Origin of the sequence: Marinagarivorans cellulosilyticus (assembly GCF_021655555.1) — a bacterium.
In the GTDB taxonomy this organism is placed as follows: Bacteria; Pseudomonadota; Gammaproteobacteria; order Pseudomonadales; family Cellvibrionaceae; genus Marinagarivorans; species Marinagarivorans cellulosilyticus.
In genome coordinates, this window is sequence record NZ_AP023086.1 from 4,877,374 (window position 1) to 4,892,904 (window position 15,531).

13 protein-coding genes are annotated in these 15,531 nt (G+C 45.9%); 6 read left to right on the forward strand and 7 right to left on the reverse strand.

The window, feature by feature from the left end; all coding sequences use genetic code 11:
* Positions 1-551 precede the first annotated feature (551 nt).
* On the forward strand, positions 552-2,294 hold the full coding sequence (locus MARGE09_RS19905; RefSeq protein WP_236984889.1) for a malectin domain-containing carbohydrate-binding protein: 1,743 nt from the start codon (positions 552-554) through the stop codon (positions 2,292-2,294).
* 91 nt (positions 2,295-2,385) lie between these two features.
* Here MARGE09_RS19905 and MARGE09_RS19910 read toward each other — a convergent pair whose 3' ends face one another.
* The 5 genes from MARGE09_RS19910 to MARGE09_RS19930 form a co-directional block, all read right to left on the reverse strand.
* The gene (locus MARGE09_RS19910; protein ID WP_236984890.1) at positions 2,386-4,026 is read right to left on the reverse strand and encodes a glycoside hydrolase family 43 protein; all 1,641 of its coding nucleotides are present in this window, start codon (positions 4,024-4,026) and stop codon (positions 2,386-2,388) included.
* A 44-nt stretch (positions 4,027-4,070) separates the two neighbouring features.
* Positions 4,071-4,430 (reverse strand): cupin domain-containing protein, encoded by a 360-nt coding sequence (locus tag MARGE09_RS19915; RefSeq protein ID WP_236984891.1) that lies wholly within the window; start codon positions 4,428-4,430, stop codon positions 4,071-4,073.
* A gap of 62 nt (positions 4,431-4,492) precedes the next feature.
* Complete coding sequence (locus MARGE09_RS19920) at positions 4,493-4,819, reverse strand: hypothetical protein (RefSeq protein WP_236984892.1); 327 nt, start codon at positions 4,817-4,819, stop codon at positions 4,493-4,495.
* A gap of 28 nt (positions 4,820-4,847) precedes the next feature.
* Positions 4,848-5,309 (reverse strand): Lrp/AsnC family transcriptional regulator, encoded by a 462-nt coding sequence (locus MARGE09_RS19925; protein WP_236984893.1) that lies wholly within the window; start codon positions 5,307-5,309, stop codon positions 4,848-4,850.
* Between the two features lie 310 nt (positions 5,310-5,619).
* A complete protein-coding gene (locus MARGE09_RS19930; protein ID WP_236984894.1) occupies positions 5,620-6,018 on the reverse strand; it encodes a SpoIIAA family protein in 399 nt (132 codons plus the stop codon).
* A 377-nt stretch (positions 6,019-6,395) separates the two neighbouring features.
* Between MARGE09_RS19930 and MARGE09_RS19935 the strand changes: the two genes are divergently transcribed.
* Together MARGE09_RS19935 and MARGE09_RS19940 are read left to right on the forward strand one after the other, a co-directional pair.
* The gene (locus MARGE09_RS19935; RefSeq protein WP_236984895.1) at positions 6,396-6,740 is read left to right on the forward strand and encodes a hypothetical protein; all 345 of its coding nucleotides are present in this window, start codon (positions 6,396-6,398) and stop codon (positions 6,738-6,740) included.
* 49 nt (positions 6,741-6,789) lie between these two features.
* Positions 6,790-7,359, forward strand: coding sequence for an ankyrin repeat domain-containing protein (locus MARGE09_RS19940; protein ID WP_236984896.1), 570 nt, complete (start codon positions 6,790-6,792; stop codon positions 7,357-7,359).
* A 33-nt stretch (positions 7,360-7,392) separates the two neighbouring features.
* Here the strand turns inward: MARGE09_RS19940 and MARGE09_RS19945 are convergent, their stop codons facing one another.
* Both MARGE09_RS19945 and MARGE09_RS19950 read right to left on the reverse strand, forming a co-directional pair.
* Positions 7,393-8,196 carry a patatin-like phospholipase domain-containing protein gene (locus MARGE09_RS19945; RefSeq protein ID WP_236984897.1) on the reverse strand — a complete coding sequence of 268 codons (804 nt, stop codon included), beginning with the start codon at positions 8,194-8,196 and terminating at the stop codon, positions 7,393-7,395.
* Positions 8,197-8,671: 475 nt separating this feature from the next.
* Positions 8,672-9,064: a DCC1-like thiol-disulfide oxidoreductase family protein gene (locus MARGE09_RS19950; RefSeq protein WP_236984898.1), complete on the reverse strand. Its 393-nt coding sequence runs from the start codon at positions 9,062-9,064 to the stop codon at positions 8,672-8,674.
* A 532-nt stretch (positions 9,065-9,596) separates the two neighbouring features.
* On the opposite strand from MARGE09_RS19950, the gene MARGE09_RS19955 reads away from it, so the two are divergent.
* The 3 genes from MARGE09_RS19955 to MARGE09_RS19965 all read left to right on the forward strand — a co-directional run bounded on the left by MARGE09_RS19955 (position 9,597) and on the right by MARGE09_RS19965 (position 15,527).
* Positions 9,597-10,625: an FHA domain-containing protein gene (locus tag MARGE09_RS19955; protein WP_236984899.1), complete on the forward strand. Its 1,029-nt coding sequence runs from the start codon at positions 9,597-9,599 to the stop codon at positions 10,623-10,625.
* A 117-nt stretch (positions 10,626-10,742) separates the two neighbouring features.
* Positions 10,743-13,616, forward strand: a complete 2,874-nt coding sequence (locus MARGE09_RS19960; protein ID WP_236984900.1) for a CHASE domain-containing protein — start codon at positions 10,743-10,745, stop codon at positions 13,614-13,616.
* A gap of 108 nt (positions 13,617-13,724) precedes the next feature.
* Positions 13,725-15,527 carry a GDSL-type esterase/lipase family protein gene (locus tag MARGE09_RS19965; RefSeq protein WP_236984901.1) on the forward strand — a complete coding sequence of 601 codons (1,803 nt, stop codon included), beginning with the start codon at positions 13,725-13,727 and terminating at the stop codon, positions 15,525-15,527.
* Positions 15,528-15,531: the final 4 nt, after the last annotated feature.

Genomic DNA, 15,531 nt, shown 5'->3' on the forward strand with positions numbered 1-15,531 from the left:
ATACACTTCAAAAATCCCCCAATATATAACCGTTCACACTGACTACCATCCTTGTATTCTGAGTCGTAAGTAGAACGGTTATCGCCTGTTATGCGTCTTTCTCACTATTAGCCGTAAGCTGATAAAAGGAGCAAAAAATAAATACTTTTAATATCCGCTTTTGATCCTATACCAATACCCATTTAGCAAACCATAGGGTATTGATTGTTCAACCGGCGTTTATCTCATAAAATTGAGCGATAAATAAGAACTCCGAAAATACGGAGACATAAGGGCACCCCTAAAAATAGTGATTTTTTTGTGAGAGCAAAGAAGCACCGCCCGGAGAGCCGCAGTTTACGTGGTGTAAATGAGGACTCGAGGACGGAGCTGATGCCGCTATCGCGGAAAAAGTGCATTTTTAGAGATGCCCAAAAGAATAAATATCGATGGAACGATTAAATTCGCAGGTCTCTGGGGTAGGAGCTGCGCCAATACATTAACGTTTTTACGCGCAATACAAACCAGCAATTGCTCTGCGTTTATTTGCCGTAATTCAAGGCGATATACCCATGTACAAATTCTTTGGCCTCTTGCTTGCGCCACTGGCACTCACAGCTTGTGTAGGCAACACTCCACCAATTACACCTACGCCCAACTCTTCATCCACATCTACATCCACATCAACAAGTACTAGCACAGTAAGTTCTGCGATAAGCAGCACAACAAGCTCTGAAACCAGCAGTGCAGAAAGTTCTAGTCAGGCAAGCAGCTTATCCAGCGCAGCCATTATTTCCTCAGCGAGCAGCGTGAATAGCTCGGCCTCCAGTGCGCCTGTATTCTTAGGCAATGCATCTGAAGGGGAAGCCCTTTATAACACCAAAAAATGTAGCGCCTGCCACGCCAATATGGGGAATGGTATTTTTGGTGCAGGCGAAGCCAAAATAGACGTGAATAATTTGCAGCACACAACACTGCAAGCGCTGGATAATTACATTGAAGTTTATATGCCAGACCAACCATTTAGCCCTGCAGAATGTGCAGGTAGTTGCGCCGAGGATATTGCTGCTTACCTAGCTACTTTTGTTGTGCAAACCGCATCATCCAGCGAAGCGCTTTCGTCTTCGAGTATGCAATCTATGCAGGCAAGCTCTTCAAGTGCAACAACTACAGCCAAAACAATTTATGCATACAATTTTGGCGCGAACGAGGACTACACCGATACCAACGGCCAAACATTTACCCCCGAAAAATTTGTGCGCGCTAGCGCAGGCCAAACCACACAGGCTAACGCCGGAAATATCACCGGTACGCAAGACGCCCCACTGTTCCTAACTAACCGCTGGGGAAAGTGGACAATGGAATTGCCAGTCACAACAGGGCACTATAACGTTACCGTGTATACCGTCGAAGATTACTTCGATACCAGCGGGCAACGCTTAATGAATATCAGCGCAGAAGGTGTGCATTTAGCCAACGATTTAGACCTTTATGCCACCAGCGGAAAAAACGTTGCCCACAGCCTTAGTGAAAGCCACATATTTGTCGAGGACAATAGTTTATCGCTCAGCTTTAATGCCAGTACCGATAACGCTACCGCCTCAGCAATATTAATTACCTCAGTAGATGGCGAAAAAGGCGAGCCACCAGCTGTTGCCTCAACCCAGCGCAACGGTATGTTTTTCGATGCCCTTAACTGCGGCGCCGCCATTAACGGCGATCATTTTATTGCCTTTGGGCCAAACAGTACTCATTATTGGGGCTGGGATTTTATTAATTATCCCGATGGGCAAGGCGGCATTAATAACGCCGATTTAAAATCGTCCAACCTCGGTACTTATGATTTAGCCGTCAACAACCAAAAAGCTATAAATAATGAGTGCGATGGCGATCTCACCTTACGCCGTACATTCGTTCATAAATATCACGACAGCACCCACCAACACGAAAATGGCTTAGGCATTAGCAATGATGGCTTATTCCCTGCTTGGAATAGCGTTGATAGCGTGATTATTGATCTCAAATTAGGGAACCGCACATTTATTCCTAATCGTTTTGATCGCCACAATGGTTTTGCAACACTGAGCATTGATACCGGAAATGCCAGCAACCGAGTGCTTCTTATTGAAATCGACCCAGATTCGCATTTAGATCACTGGATTCGCGTTACTATTCCCGCGCACTTAATTGGCAATAGCACTCCCGATAAATTGCAGTTTGTCGCAGAATTGAGCGAGGGCAGAGATCATAATGGCGACACCGCCTTTATGGAGGTGGATGTGACAATACACACGATTGCATTAAAGCTTAAATAATATGCTCAACCCTTCGGTGTAAGCAAACGAACTACACCGAAGGGTTGATTTCACATAGCAATGCAATAAAGAATAACTTTATAAGCGCTCTTTAATCGTTTTGCTCGCAATAGGAAAATTGACTAAAGTCTGCAGCGCAACGCTGGCCCGATAAATCGTGACAAGCCATTCCCACAAATGCACCGGTAAAATGTTCGCCACCAACTTCATCGGCCAATATACTGTAATCAAAATAGCCGCCTATAGGCTTCCATTCGTAATCATCCTTAGTCGCCCAATACGCTCGCCACTGGTCATAATTAACATCAACCTTTAACTTAATTTCACCCGTTTCTGGCATCGCTATTCGTTGACCTAACGGGTATTGAATAGTGCCGTTATTACACGCCAGCATCACCTCAAGTACGCGTCCTAGGGTTTCATCGTGGGTAATGACTAAATAAATAAACTTTTGCGTATTGTAATAACTAATTAACCCCGCCATTTGCTGGAAGCTCTGAGGGGTAAAATCAAGCTGCGTTTGTGCGCTAAAACAAAATGCTTGTTGGCGCCGCGTAATGAGTGTTTGCTCGTATAAACTGACAGGGGCTTCGCGACCTAATAAACGTAAATAACCTGGGCGCGCCTGATAACTAAGCTCAGGCTCGGCCAACGGAACCCGCGGGCTTTGATAATGCAATGTTAGCTGATCTTGCGAGAAATCAAATTTTTCACGCGTCAGCAAAGCACCGGTGCGCACCCCGTCACTAGCGATAGGCTGGCTTAAGGATTGCGGCGCAGCGACTTGTAACTCTGGGCCTTTATGGCCTTGCGCCAACCGAGGCCAACCATCTTGGCTCCAGTGCAGTTTTTGCAGCGCCGTTTCGCGCCCCAAAACACAACGCCCGCGATAAGGTAATGGCCGGCCCGCCAAATGGGCGATGTAACAATCACCGTTTTCTAACTCGACCATATCGCCATGCCCGCTTCGCCTTAAGGTACTGGTTGGCGAGCTAGCACTGTTTAAAAAATGCCCCTCGGGATCACACTCGTAAGGTCCATCAATATTTTTACTGCGTGCAAATAATGCTGCATGGTGTGCAAACGTGCCACCTTCAGCGGTTAACAAATAGTAATAACCATTGCGTTTATAAAGATGCGGGCCTTCGACTAAACCCAAATCAGAACCTTTAAAAATATTTTTAACTGGCCCCACTAAGCATTTTTTTACCGTGTCGTATTCTTGCAGTAAGATGCCAGCAAAGCTTTTTGCCTGACGATGGTGATTTAAGCTAGCTTCGGGGCGATGATCCCACAATACATTTAAGAACCACTTACGGCCGTCATCATCGTGAAACAACGAAGGGTCGAAACCACTCGAGTTCATAAAAATGGGTTCGGACCAAGGGCCGCGAATATCCGGCGCAGTCACTAAATAATTATGTCGAACCTGAAAATCATTCTGGTAAGCTCGAGTATCTGTATAAATTAAATAAAACATACCATCGCTATAGCTCAAGCAAGGCGCCCAAACCCCGCAAGAATCCGGGTGCCCTTTCATATCTAATTGAGAAACGCGATTTAATGGATGGGTAATTAACGACCAATCAGCAAGGTTTTTGGAGTGATGAATTTGCACACCGGGAAACCACTCAAACGTAGAGGTTGCAATGTAAAAATCATCACCCACCCTACAAATAGAAGGGTCCGGGTTAAAGCCTTTTAAAATTGGGTTTTGAATAACACCAGGCATATGTATTAGCTCAACAAAATATAAGTGATCACGCAAAAAATAATTTAACGCGCAGGCAACGCTAGGCGCTTGTCTTTACCATCAAAGGCAGGAGAAAAAACCGCATGTATTTCACACCCCTCCTCACTGGTATTTTCCGCCCAGTGGTAGGTGCCTTTAGGAATAAACACTACATCTCCAGCCTTCACAGTAACTGCACGGTCTTCAAAATGAATAACGCTTTCGCCCTTAATCAGGGTGACTGATAAATCGTGGTTATCATGGTAGTGCGGCTGCTCTGCGCCATTTAACAAAATATAATGGCTACTACTGTGGGCGCTACGCGATAAATGCTGCAACGCTATAGGCTGCTGCTTTTGCGCCTGTGTCCAAGCCTTAATAGCCACCGGCTGCGAATACACCATTTGTGAAACCTGTTGGTTCGCACAGCCGCACAATACTAAAACGCTCGCCCCTAAAAGCCACCTCACAATACTAACCCTCGATACATTAAATCGTAAAAGCCTTGCTGATTCAGTTCGGCCATCGCGATGCTTTCGAAGTGATTGCTTGGATCTTTATTGATCATGCCAAACTGATAGCCGGCGCTATCGGGTTTTGCATCTTCAATTAATAGGGTTACCCGCTTTTGGGAAGTATGGCAATCGATCGTCATTAGATCGACAGCAAAACCCTGTTTGCGCAATTGCCGATTAATGCCAATAATTGGGTCGATATTACGGTATTGTTCTTGGAATTGTTTTTGCGCTAAAGCAGCAATGTCCCCCAGCCGATAAATTAAGGCGTTCTCCATCAATAGACTCCTAGTTATTTGGTTACCACTAAACAGTGTAAATTGAATGCTGCTGCGGTGACTTTAATACAAACGACGAGTGCACGCCGCTCACGCCTTCAATGGTCGTCAATTTTTGCAGCAAGAATTGCTGATAGTCGTCCATATCTTTCACGATCACTTTGAGTAAATAATCCGCCGACTGACCCGCAATTAAATGGCATTCAAGCACTTCGGGAAAAGCAACCACGCACTCTTCAAATGCATTGAAACGCTCGGGCGTGTGCTTATCCATACTAATTTGAATAAACGCCATTAAAGTTAAACCTAGCTTGCGGGCATTCAACTGCGCTCGATACCCCTCAATTAGGCCACTGTCTTCCAGCTGGCGCACCCGCCTTAAGCACGGGGAAGGCGACAGGTTAATCTGGTCGGCTAGCTCTTGGTTTGTCATCCGGCCATTGCGCTGCAGTGCCAGCAGAATTTGCCGATCATAACTATCTAAATCCATAGAACTACCTCTAAGCGAAAAGCATCACACACCAAAAGCATAATATGCCAACAAAAGAACTATTGTAAGCATATTATTGCTAACAAGCGGGTCACTGTTAGCTTTTAGCAATCTTATAGCGCACGCTTTTACTTATACTGTGCACACACCAAACGCGCAGGTAACGCTTACCCAGCACACCTTGCTATGTGAACGCCACAAGCGTAACACCAAGGGAAGGCGCCAGCCGGCACAACTGGCTAACGCCCTACTGATGGAATACCCACCATCATCACCCTTGGCCGTACCTATAAAGGAGTAGCCACTAAGCTCAGCCGCGCGCCTCGCTATCGGCAAGCCAGGCTAGAGCATCAGTCATATTGGTAAACGCCCTAGCCTCGCCGGCAATAAACCAAGAACCAAGCTTGGCCACAAGATCCTGCCAACGCTTATTACCCACAATCGCCACCTTTTCAAAATGATTTCCGTGCTTTAAACCCAGCTTAAAATCATCCCAAGCGGCTCGAAGCTCCCAACCATCAAGTTCAGCAGCATCAATAAGCATATTAACGCTAGGGGAACTAACCGCTCCTAAGGCTGCATCCAGCATAGGAGTCATCTTGCTGTAGTCATCATGAGTGAGCTTGCCTACAGCCTTAAGAGTGACGTAAAACTGCTGCCCTGTTCGCTCGATCCCCAAACTTAAACCGTGCCGTAAATTTGCTGTCATATTAGTCTCCCGTATTTAGAGTTTTCGTTTACACATCACTAGGGCATCTCTAAAAATAGTAATTTTTGTGTGAGAGCAAGGAAGCACCGCCCGGAGAGCCGCAGTTTACGCGGTGTAAATGAGGACTCGAGGACGGAGCTAATGCCCATGGATGGACTGAATACAGGTTTTGCAGGAGCGAAAACCTGTAAGCTGCTATCGCGAAAAAAGTGCATTTTTAGCTGCACTGCAAAGCAGTAGTAAATGCGACTACCAATAAGGGCACTTTTTCGCTTAGACTGCCCCAACGCATAAAGCACGCTTATATGCAGATAAAACTATAACAATTAAAAGTAACACAGCAGTCATTGATTACCCTTCCACACTACGGCAAGGGTATGACAAAGACAGCCATAGAAACAGGTTATCAACGAGTAATTACCATCATGAAATCTTGCCCCAACTGCCAAAAACCACCGACATTCATAGCCGTGCTTTCAGCGCTTAACCCAGCCCGCATTCGCTGTACTTACTGTAAGCAAACTATCATCATAAAAACACTACCAGCCGTACTGGCAACAGCTACCGCTTTAATTTTGTCGCTTATAGCAATCGCAACTATTGATCACTTTGGTTATGGCATGAGCATAATGGCTATAGCCTTAATTTCGCTAGGCCTTTTATTGGAAGCCGCCTACTTTTTGGCTATTCGAAGCGGCCGCATTGCTAGCAACTTACATTGAAGTCATTCAAACTCGCCCTTACATTCAACCACCTATCATAGTGATTACAATGCTTAGAATATTAATAGCGGCTTTGAGCATTACCGGCTCTAGCTATGCCGCAGCACAGTGCCAATACTCAGAACTAATTAGCGCAATACAAGCGCATGACCTTCCGTTTGTGACGCAATATATCGAAAAGAAATGCGATGTTAAGCCACCCACAGAAAGTGCGTTAAGCTCGCTTGATTTAGCGTTAATTCTGAATAATACCGAAATCTTTAAAGCGCTAGTTGCAGCCGACGCAACATTAGTTGCATCCCACGGAGCCAACGCATTGGCAGCTGCCTGTAACGTTAATGTAAAAAATAAAGAAGCAATAGAATTATTAGTAAAAGCAGGGGTTAATATCAATACAATGTCAGCCAATGGATTTTCCTGCCTATACAATGCAGCCGTTGTCCCAGACATTCATTTTTTTAACTATTTACTAACGCTAGGGGCCAATCCAAATGCCAAGGTTGTTCCCGATCCGGTCTACAAAATTGACCACTTAATTAGCGTTAAAGATTTTATTCAACGACGATTAGAATCTTATCAAGATTTAACAATAGCTATCGAAAAACAGAAAGTTCTATAGACTTTTTAGCTAAAGCCAGCCTAAGGCGCCAAATCAAAGGTGCCTTAAATTATATTTATGGGTAGATTCTATTGCGCGATTAGGAATACCTGCGCACAAATAGAAAAACTCCATTAAGGTAAATAGCACAGGGAAGCGCTGAGACCGGTTCTTAACAAATAAGATATTTTGATACTCGCCATCATACTTAATATTCGCATACAAATGATTAGCATCAACACTGGTCATTTTTTTACGTAAGTAATTAAAGTGCGAACTAAACATAGGGTCAATATAACGAGCCCCCCTATAATTAAATTGGCCATGTAAAAAGGGAACAGAGCAACAAGCTCGGCAAACTTCCTCGATAGTCATATCGGGGTGAGTTTCTGGCGACAGCACAACAAAACGATTCTTGACCTTGCAAAAAGAATGGCAGCGCAAGTTCTTATCAAAATCACCCAGCGTAAGCGCCAAAAATTTTTCTTCAAAGAAAATAGACAACGTTTGCGTTAACAATTCGTTACAAAAAAAAGCTCGCTCTTTATGCCTTCTTAAAAATATATGTTTAAAAAATCGAACAAGGCCTCCTTGATGTATTTCCCGAACTTGCGATTCGTAATTACTGTAGCCCTCAGCATTAAAGCCGCCCTCTGTAGCCGCGATATACATAAAGTACGACACGCTACTGGCAGATATTAAATTAACTTCTGCTAATGCAGCCAAGCGCTTGCGACCTAGTTGCCGCAAAATAGGGAATTGCGAAGTGCCATTGGGGCCAGTACCCGCCAAAGTTACGACATTACGCTCGCACTTAGGCATACGATTAATAAATTCCCGAACATGCTGATTATCCATAACCCATCCTCTGCCTTGTAGCACAGTAGTTACTTTCAAAATATGTAGCGCGATAAACATCACCAGTAATGAAAGTGCTATTTGCTTTGCACCTATAATAAACCAGTTAACATTATGGTCAACGAATTATCACTAGGCACGAAAGACAGCATGCTCACCAATAACAGTTACACAGCCACACGGCCCAGTTTTTATAGTCACTGAAAACGATTAGGTCAAGGAAGGTAGTGGCAGCTATTTACGAATTTTGGCAAGAAAAGAGTCTTTTTAATGAGATTATTTTTCAACAACCAATTAACCTATTTACTCATGGTCGAAAAATACCGATATACGCTCATTTTGGATAACTTGGAAAACTAGCAGCCCACGCCAAATAAATGACATCAAAAGCCTCAAATCTGCACCCTAAGGCACGAGCACAATTAAACCAATCACACGGAATAGAATATTCAAAGCAATGAAGATGCCCTAAAGCTTATAGCGGCTGTTTACCTAATAGCCTAAGCAGCAATTTACGCCCACACACCATAACGGGGTAAGTGTACTTAACCGTAGTGGGGCTGCGAAAAAAAGCAGCATTAAAACGGTTAAAAAGATTATTGCGGCTCGACAACAATGCCATCATATGGACCGCTTTATCACCATAAAATAATTGGCCGCGATAGCTCAGCAACATGCCATCATTCAAATTAATGCCTTGTGCTTTTAAGTCGACGAGTAATTCAGGGTGCTGACGGCAATCCAACAAAACAACATCCCCCACGGTTTCACGAAAGCGAACAAAACGAGTGTAGCGCGAACATACAGGGCAATCGCCATCATAAAGCACGTAGGTCAATTTATCGCTAAGGTCACTTAATTGCTTCATGTTATGCCAAGGATTATTGCCAAGAGGGTTTCAAAGCTAGCGCCACAACGACCCTAGCCGGTGCAGCAAAAACAGCTGAATTAAAGGTATAACATAAAATGCCAATTGACCAACCATGGCCGACAAAGGGTTCTGCAGTGCATTTACGCCACATGCCAATGCATGCACAAAAACAGCATTAAGCGATAATAATGTTTCACTTGGCTTAGCTGGACAGTTTAATGTCTCGCAGAGACTTAGGCATAAAAGATTAACCGCCGGCATAAACATTTACCTCAGAGAGGGGGAATTACCCCCAAAAACACTCCCACAAGCTTGCATCATTAACCATCAACCTCGCCAATCTTAAGGCAGGAAGTAATAAGCTACGCCCAATTTAATAACAGGCAGGACTTACAGCAGGGTTGATAGTCAAAAAGGCCTAAAAAGTATATTCGTTGCGCGCATTTTAATGAGGCCGAAGTGACGACAGTCACAGATTATGGTTTAATCCGTGCCAAGTAATCACGTCTTCATTCTGAGGTGTAAAGCATTGAGCATTCGTGAGTGCGCTCCGACCGTAGTCGAGCGCCCAGACACAAAAGGACCATTTGTACTGCGCTCGTTTGAGCACGACGAAAGCTACACCATAACCAATGACGCTGTCGTTGGCCGTGAGCTCGACTGTGCAGTGAGCCTTCAATTCGCCAAAGTTTCGCGCTACCACGCTAAATTTATTATCGCTGGCAACAGCCTGCATATTGAAGATTTACAATCCAGTAATGGCACCTACATTAATGGCAAGCGCATACTAACGCGCACACAGCTGTCCATTGGCGATGAGATCACCTTTGGCGACCAGCGCTACCGAATGACCTCAGACAACGCAGGTCATAGCGAAGCGACGCAGCTATTCAGCCCCTCCAGTGTTATCCCCACAAACACGACCGGCGGCTCTATTTTTCAGCCATCTGGGGTTCCCGCTGAAGCCGCTGCTCCAGCCCCTCCTTCTCCAGCGGTTGAGCCAGCAGCCTTTGCGCCAGAACCACAGCCCGACGCAGGACGCGAAGAATCTTCTACACGCCTATATGCCCCCGACCAAATTATGTCGATGGCACAGCGCAACCTTAACCATCTTAACGACTTAGATGTTGGCAGCGGCCCTCGCCTTGTTATTCTTACTGCGCCACTGCGCGGTCAAGTCTGCAATATTGGGCTACCCGAAGCCGGTAGCTCGCTTACCGTTGGGCGCGATAAAGACTGCGACCTGTGCATAGCCGAAGCCTCTGTATCACGCCACCACGCCACCGTAACCTATTCAGGTCTGCAATTTCATATTGATTCCAGCCACGCCTCGAACGAGCTATTTATTAATGGCGAGCTCCAATCGGCCAGCGCTATCTTGCGTCACGGCGACAAGATCCAACTCGGCCGGGTCGATGCGCTTTTTCGCACCGACGTAAAACGCGATGCGCAAGAGCAGACAGCAAACAGCCCTGGATTACAGCCTTACCAAAAGTGGCTACTAGCGGCTATCTCTTTGGCTGCCATAGGCCTTGGTGGCGCCGCTTTCCTTCTGTAACCCCTCCCGAGACATTAGGCGCTACCAGCTCGGCTGAGCATGCCTAATGTCAGAAATTACCGCTCCCCGATTTGCTCAACTACACTCAATTTAAGAGACCTTAAATTGACGTGAAACATGAAATCCACCGTTTTACATTGGGTCATCGCGTGTCTGGGCTACTACATCGCTGGCCGATGCGGGTTGATGCTTGCAATCCCGCCGGGGTTTGCCTCTGCCGTATGGCCGGCAGCGGGCGTCGCTCTGGCCTGCGCGATTATCTTTCGCCCAGTACCGGTTTTGCTGGGTGTGGCCTGCGGTTCTTTTTTGCTCAACCTCGGGGTTGTCAGTAACAACTTCACTACCATTGACGCTCATATGCTCGTGCTCGCCTTTTGTATCTGTATGGGCGCAATCACTCAGGCAGGGCTAGCCCTCGCTTTTTGGCATAGGTTACTGCCCAAGCACCCCACGCTGGATTCCCCCTCGCAGATCTATCGCTTTTTATTAATTATTGCCCCATTAAGCTGCCTAGCATCCGCAACTGTAGGCACAACCACGCTCACACTATTTGGTGTTATCGCAGCCGACAACGTCCTTTTTACGGCGCTTACATGGTGGGTCGGCGATACCATTGGGGTAATTTTATTCACCCCGCTCATCCTTACCTCGATACGCAAAACGCATAACCTGCGTTATCGCATAACCATAATAGGGCCAACATTTATTATCTTTAGCGGCGTACTGGTTTTATTTTATCTGTCACTTGAGGCGCAAAAAAACGCCATCATGCAGCAAATCAAACGCGACGCTGCTGACCTAGAAAGTAAAATTCACGAACGCTTTTCGCTATCAGAGCAAAAGCTGCTTGCCTATACTGCGCTCTACAGCACGGCCGAGCATATTTCTCGGCAGCAATTTAACCGCATTACCGAAGTACTGATCCGTGAAAACAACGCACTGCGCGCCATTGGCTGGACCGAAATAGTCCCACACTCGCAGCGCGATAGTGTCGAGGCACGCGTACGCGCAGAAGGCTACCCTAACTTTCACTTTACCGAATTAAATGCCAACGGCCAGCTAACCCCCGCGGCACGGCGCGAGCGTTACTACCCGGTGCTCATAATTTACCCGCTACCCACCAACTTAGCAGCCTTCGGGTTAGACTTGGGCGCTAACCCCGAACGTTATGCCGCGCTAGATCTCGCGATGCGCACCGGTAAAACAGTCAATACCGCACCCATCGTGCTCGCGCAGGCAGAAGATCACTCGCGCTCCTTTATTATGTACCTGCCCATATTTGGTCTTAAATACCGCCAACAATTTCATTCAGAGAGTTATGCCCAAGAGCACCTTCGCGGCTACATTAGCGGTGTTTTTGATATTCAAAAAGTACTGGGCGATCTCTTAAAAAATGCCAAAGCAAAGCATATTAGCCTCAGTATTCACGATACAACTCCCCCGCACGAGCCTGCCCTGCTGATAAAAAGCGATACCCCCGCACTCGCCAATTTCGATGGCATTTCTAGCAATATCAATTTTGGCCAGCGCAAGCTAACACTCGAGTTTTACGCCAACACTCATTACAAAGTTGCCACCAAAGACTGGACCAGCTGGACAATTCTCACAGTAGGTTTTTTACTCACCGCCATGTTGCAAGCATTACTTTTGGTACTTACTGGGATTAACGAGCGCATTAACCGCGAGGTAACGCAAAAAACAGATGAATACCGGCAAGCCAAACAAGACGCCGAAGCCGCAAGTACCGCCAAAACCAATTTCCTTGCGAATATTAGCCACGAATTTCGCACCCCGCTAAACGCCATTATTGGCTTTACTAATTTATGCTTAAAAACCACACTTAACGAACGCCAGCAAGGTTTTTTAACCCGTGTACAATTAGCATCAGAAACATTATTAGCACTGATTAACCACACGCTGGATTATTCTAAAATAGAATCCAATACGGTGGAGCTAGAAAGAAAACCACTTAGCCTTTTTCACATTTACAACAAAATAGAAGCCATATTTTCAATTCAGGCAAAACAAAAAAATATTACCTTTACCATCGAGCACGACGAACAGCACCCCGATTACATTTGGGGCGATGCCTTATTCCTCGAACAAATTTTGCTAAATTTATGCAGCAATGCAATTAAATTTACCGACGCAGGTGGCATCACTGTTCGCTCCAGCATTAGCCGCCAAACGCACGATCAAATCGATTTAGTGATTACCGTTAGCGATACAGGCATAGGTATTGCCCACGAAAAACAAGCCTCCGTATTTCAAGCGTTTCAACAAGCCGACAACTCCATGAGCCGGCGCCACGGTGGCACCGGCTTGGGCTTAGCCATTACTTATAAGCTCATCACATTAATGGGTGGCGAATTAAAGCTAGAAAGTGAAGAAGGCCAAGGCTGTGAATTTAGCGTATTACTCACCTGCGACAAAGTCTCCGCAAGCCACCGACCGCCCTCCGCCAAAGACGCAGAAAGTAAAAGCCATATTTCACCACAAATGCAACTCAAAGCTATTGAAGCGCAATGGGATAAGCCACAGAACCATCAAGCCAACACTGCAACATTCGATACACCCCTAACGCCAGCCACGAGTATTCCACCAGTAAACGATGAATGTTTAGAAGGGAAAACACTGCTTTTAGTCGAAGATATAGAAATGAACCAAATCCTCGCTCAACAAATTTTAGAAGACTATGGCGCCCAGGTTGTGCTTGCCAATAATGGCCTAGAAGCCGTTAACATTCTCAATACACAACGCGTTGATGCGGTATTAATGGATATTCAAATGCCCATTATGGATGGCTACCAAGCAACGCGCATTATTCGTGAAGCTCCAGAAAACGCAACGCTGCCCATAATTGCCATGACCGCCAACGTTGCATCGCAAGATATTCAAGCCTGTAAAGAGGCCGGCATGAACGAGCATATCGGCAAGCCCATTAACGAAGACCTACTGCTTTCGACGCTAATGGAACAACTCTATAAATAAAGGCTATTGCAGGTATTACGTCCGTAAGATAAGCATTGCTTTTTCTTGCTTTTACAACTAAAAGTGTACGACACCCTCATAAATTATATTCTGCTAAAGGACCCTAACATGGCCCTCGCTTTTCGCTTTTTCTGCCTGCTTGGTTTAGCGGCCGCCCTTATGGCTTGTCAAACCACCCCCGCCAAACCGGTATCTAACCCTCCCACACAAATCACTCCCGCGGCCATAAAGCCCGTGCCACGCACCAAAGAGTTCAGCTGGATGAGTGTATCGCGCTGGTACCAAATGCACTCTGAAGATGTTGCTGCGGCCCAACAAAAAAGCGTGGAGCTACTGTTTGTTGGCGATTCAATTACCGAAAGCTGGGGCTGGGGTGAAGGCCGAAGTGAGGTATACCAGCAGTATTTTGGCGATTTTAATGCGGCCAATTTTGCGGTTGGTGGTGATATGACACAAAATTTATTGTGGCGGCTACAACACAATACCAAGGGGCAGCTACAACCGACCGCTATTGTTATGATGATTGGCGTCAATAATTTTTTACACGAACAACATGCACCAGAAGATGTTATTAGCGGCATTAAGGCAAACCTTACGCAACTGCAACACAATTACCCCAACGCCAAAATATTAGTGATTGGCGTATTACCCTTTTTTAAAAATGCCGATAATCCAAGCCGCCAACAAGTTATAGAAGTTAACCGAGCAGTGGCACAATTAGCCGATAACACTCATATTTTTCACGTTAATGTGAATGCCGATTTTCTCGATGATAATGGCGAAATACCCGCAACACTCATGGCCGACTATATTCACCCCACCGCTGCAGGCTTAGAAATTATTGCTAAAAGCGTTGCGCCAATTATTACCCCTTGGATACAGCAAGCACGCAAAAACGCACTCACAGTAACGGCCGCCGACCCACGTATTCAAGTCATGGGGCGCAGTGCCGTTAGCGACGATAACGCTCGAATTGTAGGTTACCCAGGCGTGACATTTCAGCTACGAAGCAATGCCGAGCGCGTCACCCTTTTTGGCAAAAGTGAGTACGGCAATAGCTATTTTTCGGTACAAATCGACGACCAACCCGAACGCCTCATTAAGCTGCCGGCAAAAGCCGAAGATATCGTATTGCTAGAAGGTAATACCAACCACAAAGAGCATACAATTACTTTACTTCACCGCTCCGAAACATGGCACGGTATATCAACCCTTTACGACTTCACGTTACACCACGGCGAATTGTTAACGCCTCCCACATTGGCGAAACGTAAATTATTAATCATCGGCGACTCAATCACTTGCGGCCAAGCCGCCGACCGCCAAGCCAACCTCGATAAAGATGCTTGTCAAACCGGCAACCATTGGTGGGGAGCAAGGCAAAGCTACGGCATGCTGTTAGCCGATAAGCTAAACACACAAGTACAATTAGTTTGCTATGGCGGAAAAGGCTTAGTGCGCACCTGGCAGGGCGTAAGCGACGGCGTAAATGCTCCAGAATTTTACGACTACGCGGTACCGAAAGATGGCCAATTATTGCCTTGGGATCAAAGCCAATATTACCCAGACCTTGCGATTATTGCATTAGGGACTAACGATTTTTCTGCCTCGGCGGGCACACCACCGGCCGAATCGCTATACGTCGAGCGCTATAATTCATTTATTCAAAAGATTCAAAAAGACCACGGCAACATACCGGTTGTTATTACTGACGGTCCATTACTCAACGGCCAAACAAAATCGTTATTGCAAGGGTATTTACAAAAAGTTGAATCGCAAAACAGCAATGTGCATTTTATTGCCGCCAATACCTACCCCGGCGATAGCTGTGAGTTTCACCCCAATGCCGAGCAACATAGCGCCATTGCTAACGATTTAACTCCAGTCATAAAAAATATTATGGCCTGGTAAAGCA

Excerpts from the sequence above, each read along its gene's own strand:
- MARGE09_RS19905 (WP_236984889.1), top strand. The coding sequence starts at position 552 with ATGTACAAATTCTTTGGCCTCTTGCTTGCGCCACTGGCACTCACAGCT.
- MARGE09_RS19910 (WP_236984890.1), bottom strand. The coding sequence starts at position 4,026 with ATGCCTGGTGTTATTCAAAACCCAATTTTAAAAGGCTTTAACCCGGAC.
- MARGE09_RS19915 (WP_236984891.1), bottom strand. The coding sequence starts at position 4,430 with ATGGTGTATTCGCAGCCGGTGGCTATTAAGGCTTGGACACAGGCGCAA.
- MARGE09_RS19920 (WP_236984892.1), bottom strand. The coding sequence starts at position 4,819 with ATGGAGAACGCCTTAATTTATCGGCTGGGGGACATTGCTGCTTTAGCG.
- MARGE09_RS19925 (WP_236984893.1), bottom strand. The coding sequence starts at position 5,309 with ATGGATTTAGATAGTTATGATCGGCAAATTCTGCTGGCACTGCAGCGC.
- MARGE09_RS19930 (WP_236984894.1), bottom strand. The coding sequence starts at position 6,018 with ATGACAGCAAATTTACGGCACGGTTTAAGTTTGGGGATCGAGCGAACA.
- MARGE09_RS19935 (WP_236984895.1), top strand. The coding sequence starts at position 6,396 with ATGACAAAGACAGCCATAGAAACAGGTTATCAACGAGTAATTACCATC.
- MARGE09_RS19940 (WP_236984896.1), top strand. The coding sequence starts at position 6,790 with ATGCTTAGAATATTAATAGCGGCTTTGAGCATTACCGGCTCTAGCTAT.
- MARGE09_RS19945 (WP_236984897.1), bottom strand. The coding sequence starts at position 8,196 with ATGGATAATCAGCATGTTCGGGAATTTATTAATCGTATGCCTAAGTGC.
- MARGE09_RS19950 (WP_236984898.1), bottom strand. The coding sequence starts at position 9,064 with ATGAAGCAATTAAGTGACCTTAGCGATAAATTGACCTACGTGCTTTAT.
- MARGE09_RS19960 (WP_236984900.1), top strand. The coding sequence starts at position 10,743 with ATGAAATCCACCGTTTTACATTGGGTCATCGCGTGTCTGGGCTACTAC.
- MARGE09_RS19965 (WP_236984901.1), top strand. The coding sequence starts at position 13,725 with ATGGCCCTCGCTTTTCGCTTTTTCTGCCTGCTTGGTTTAGCGGCCGCC.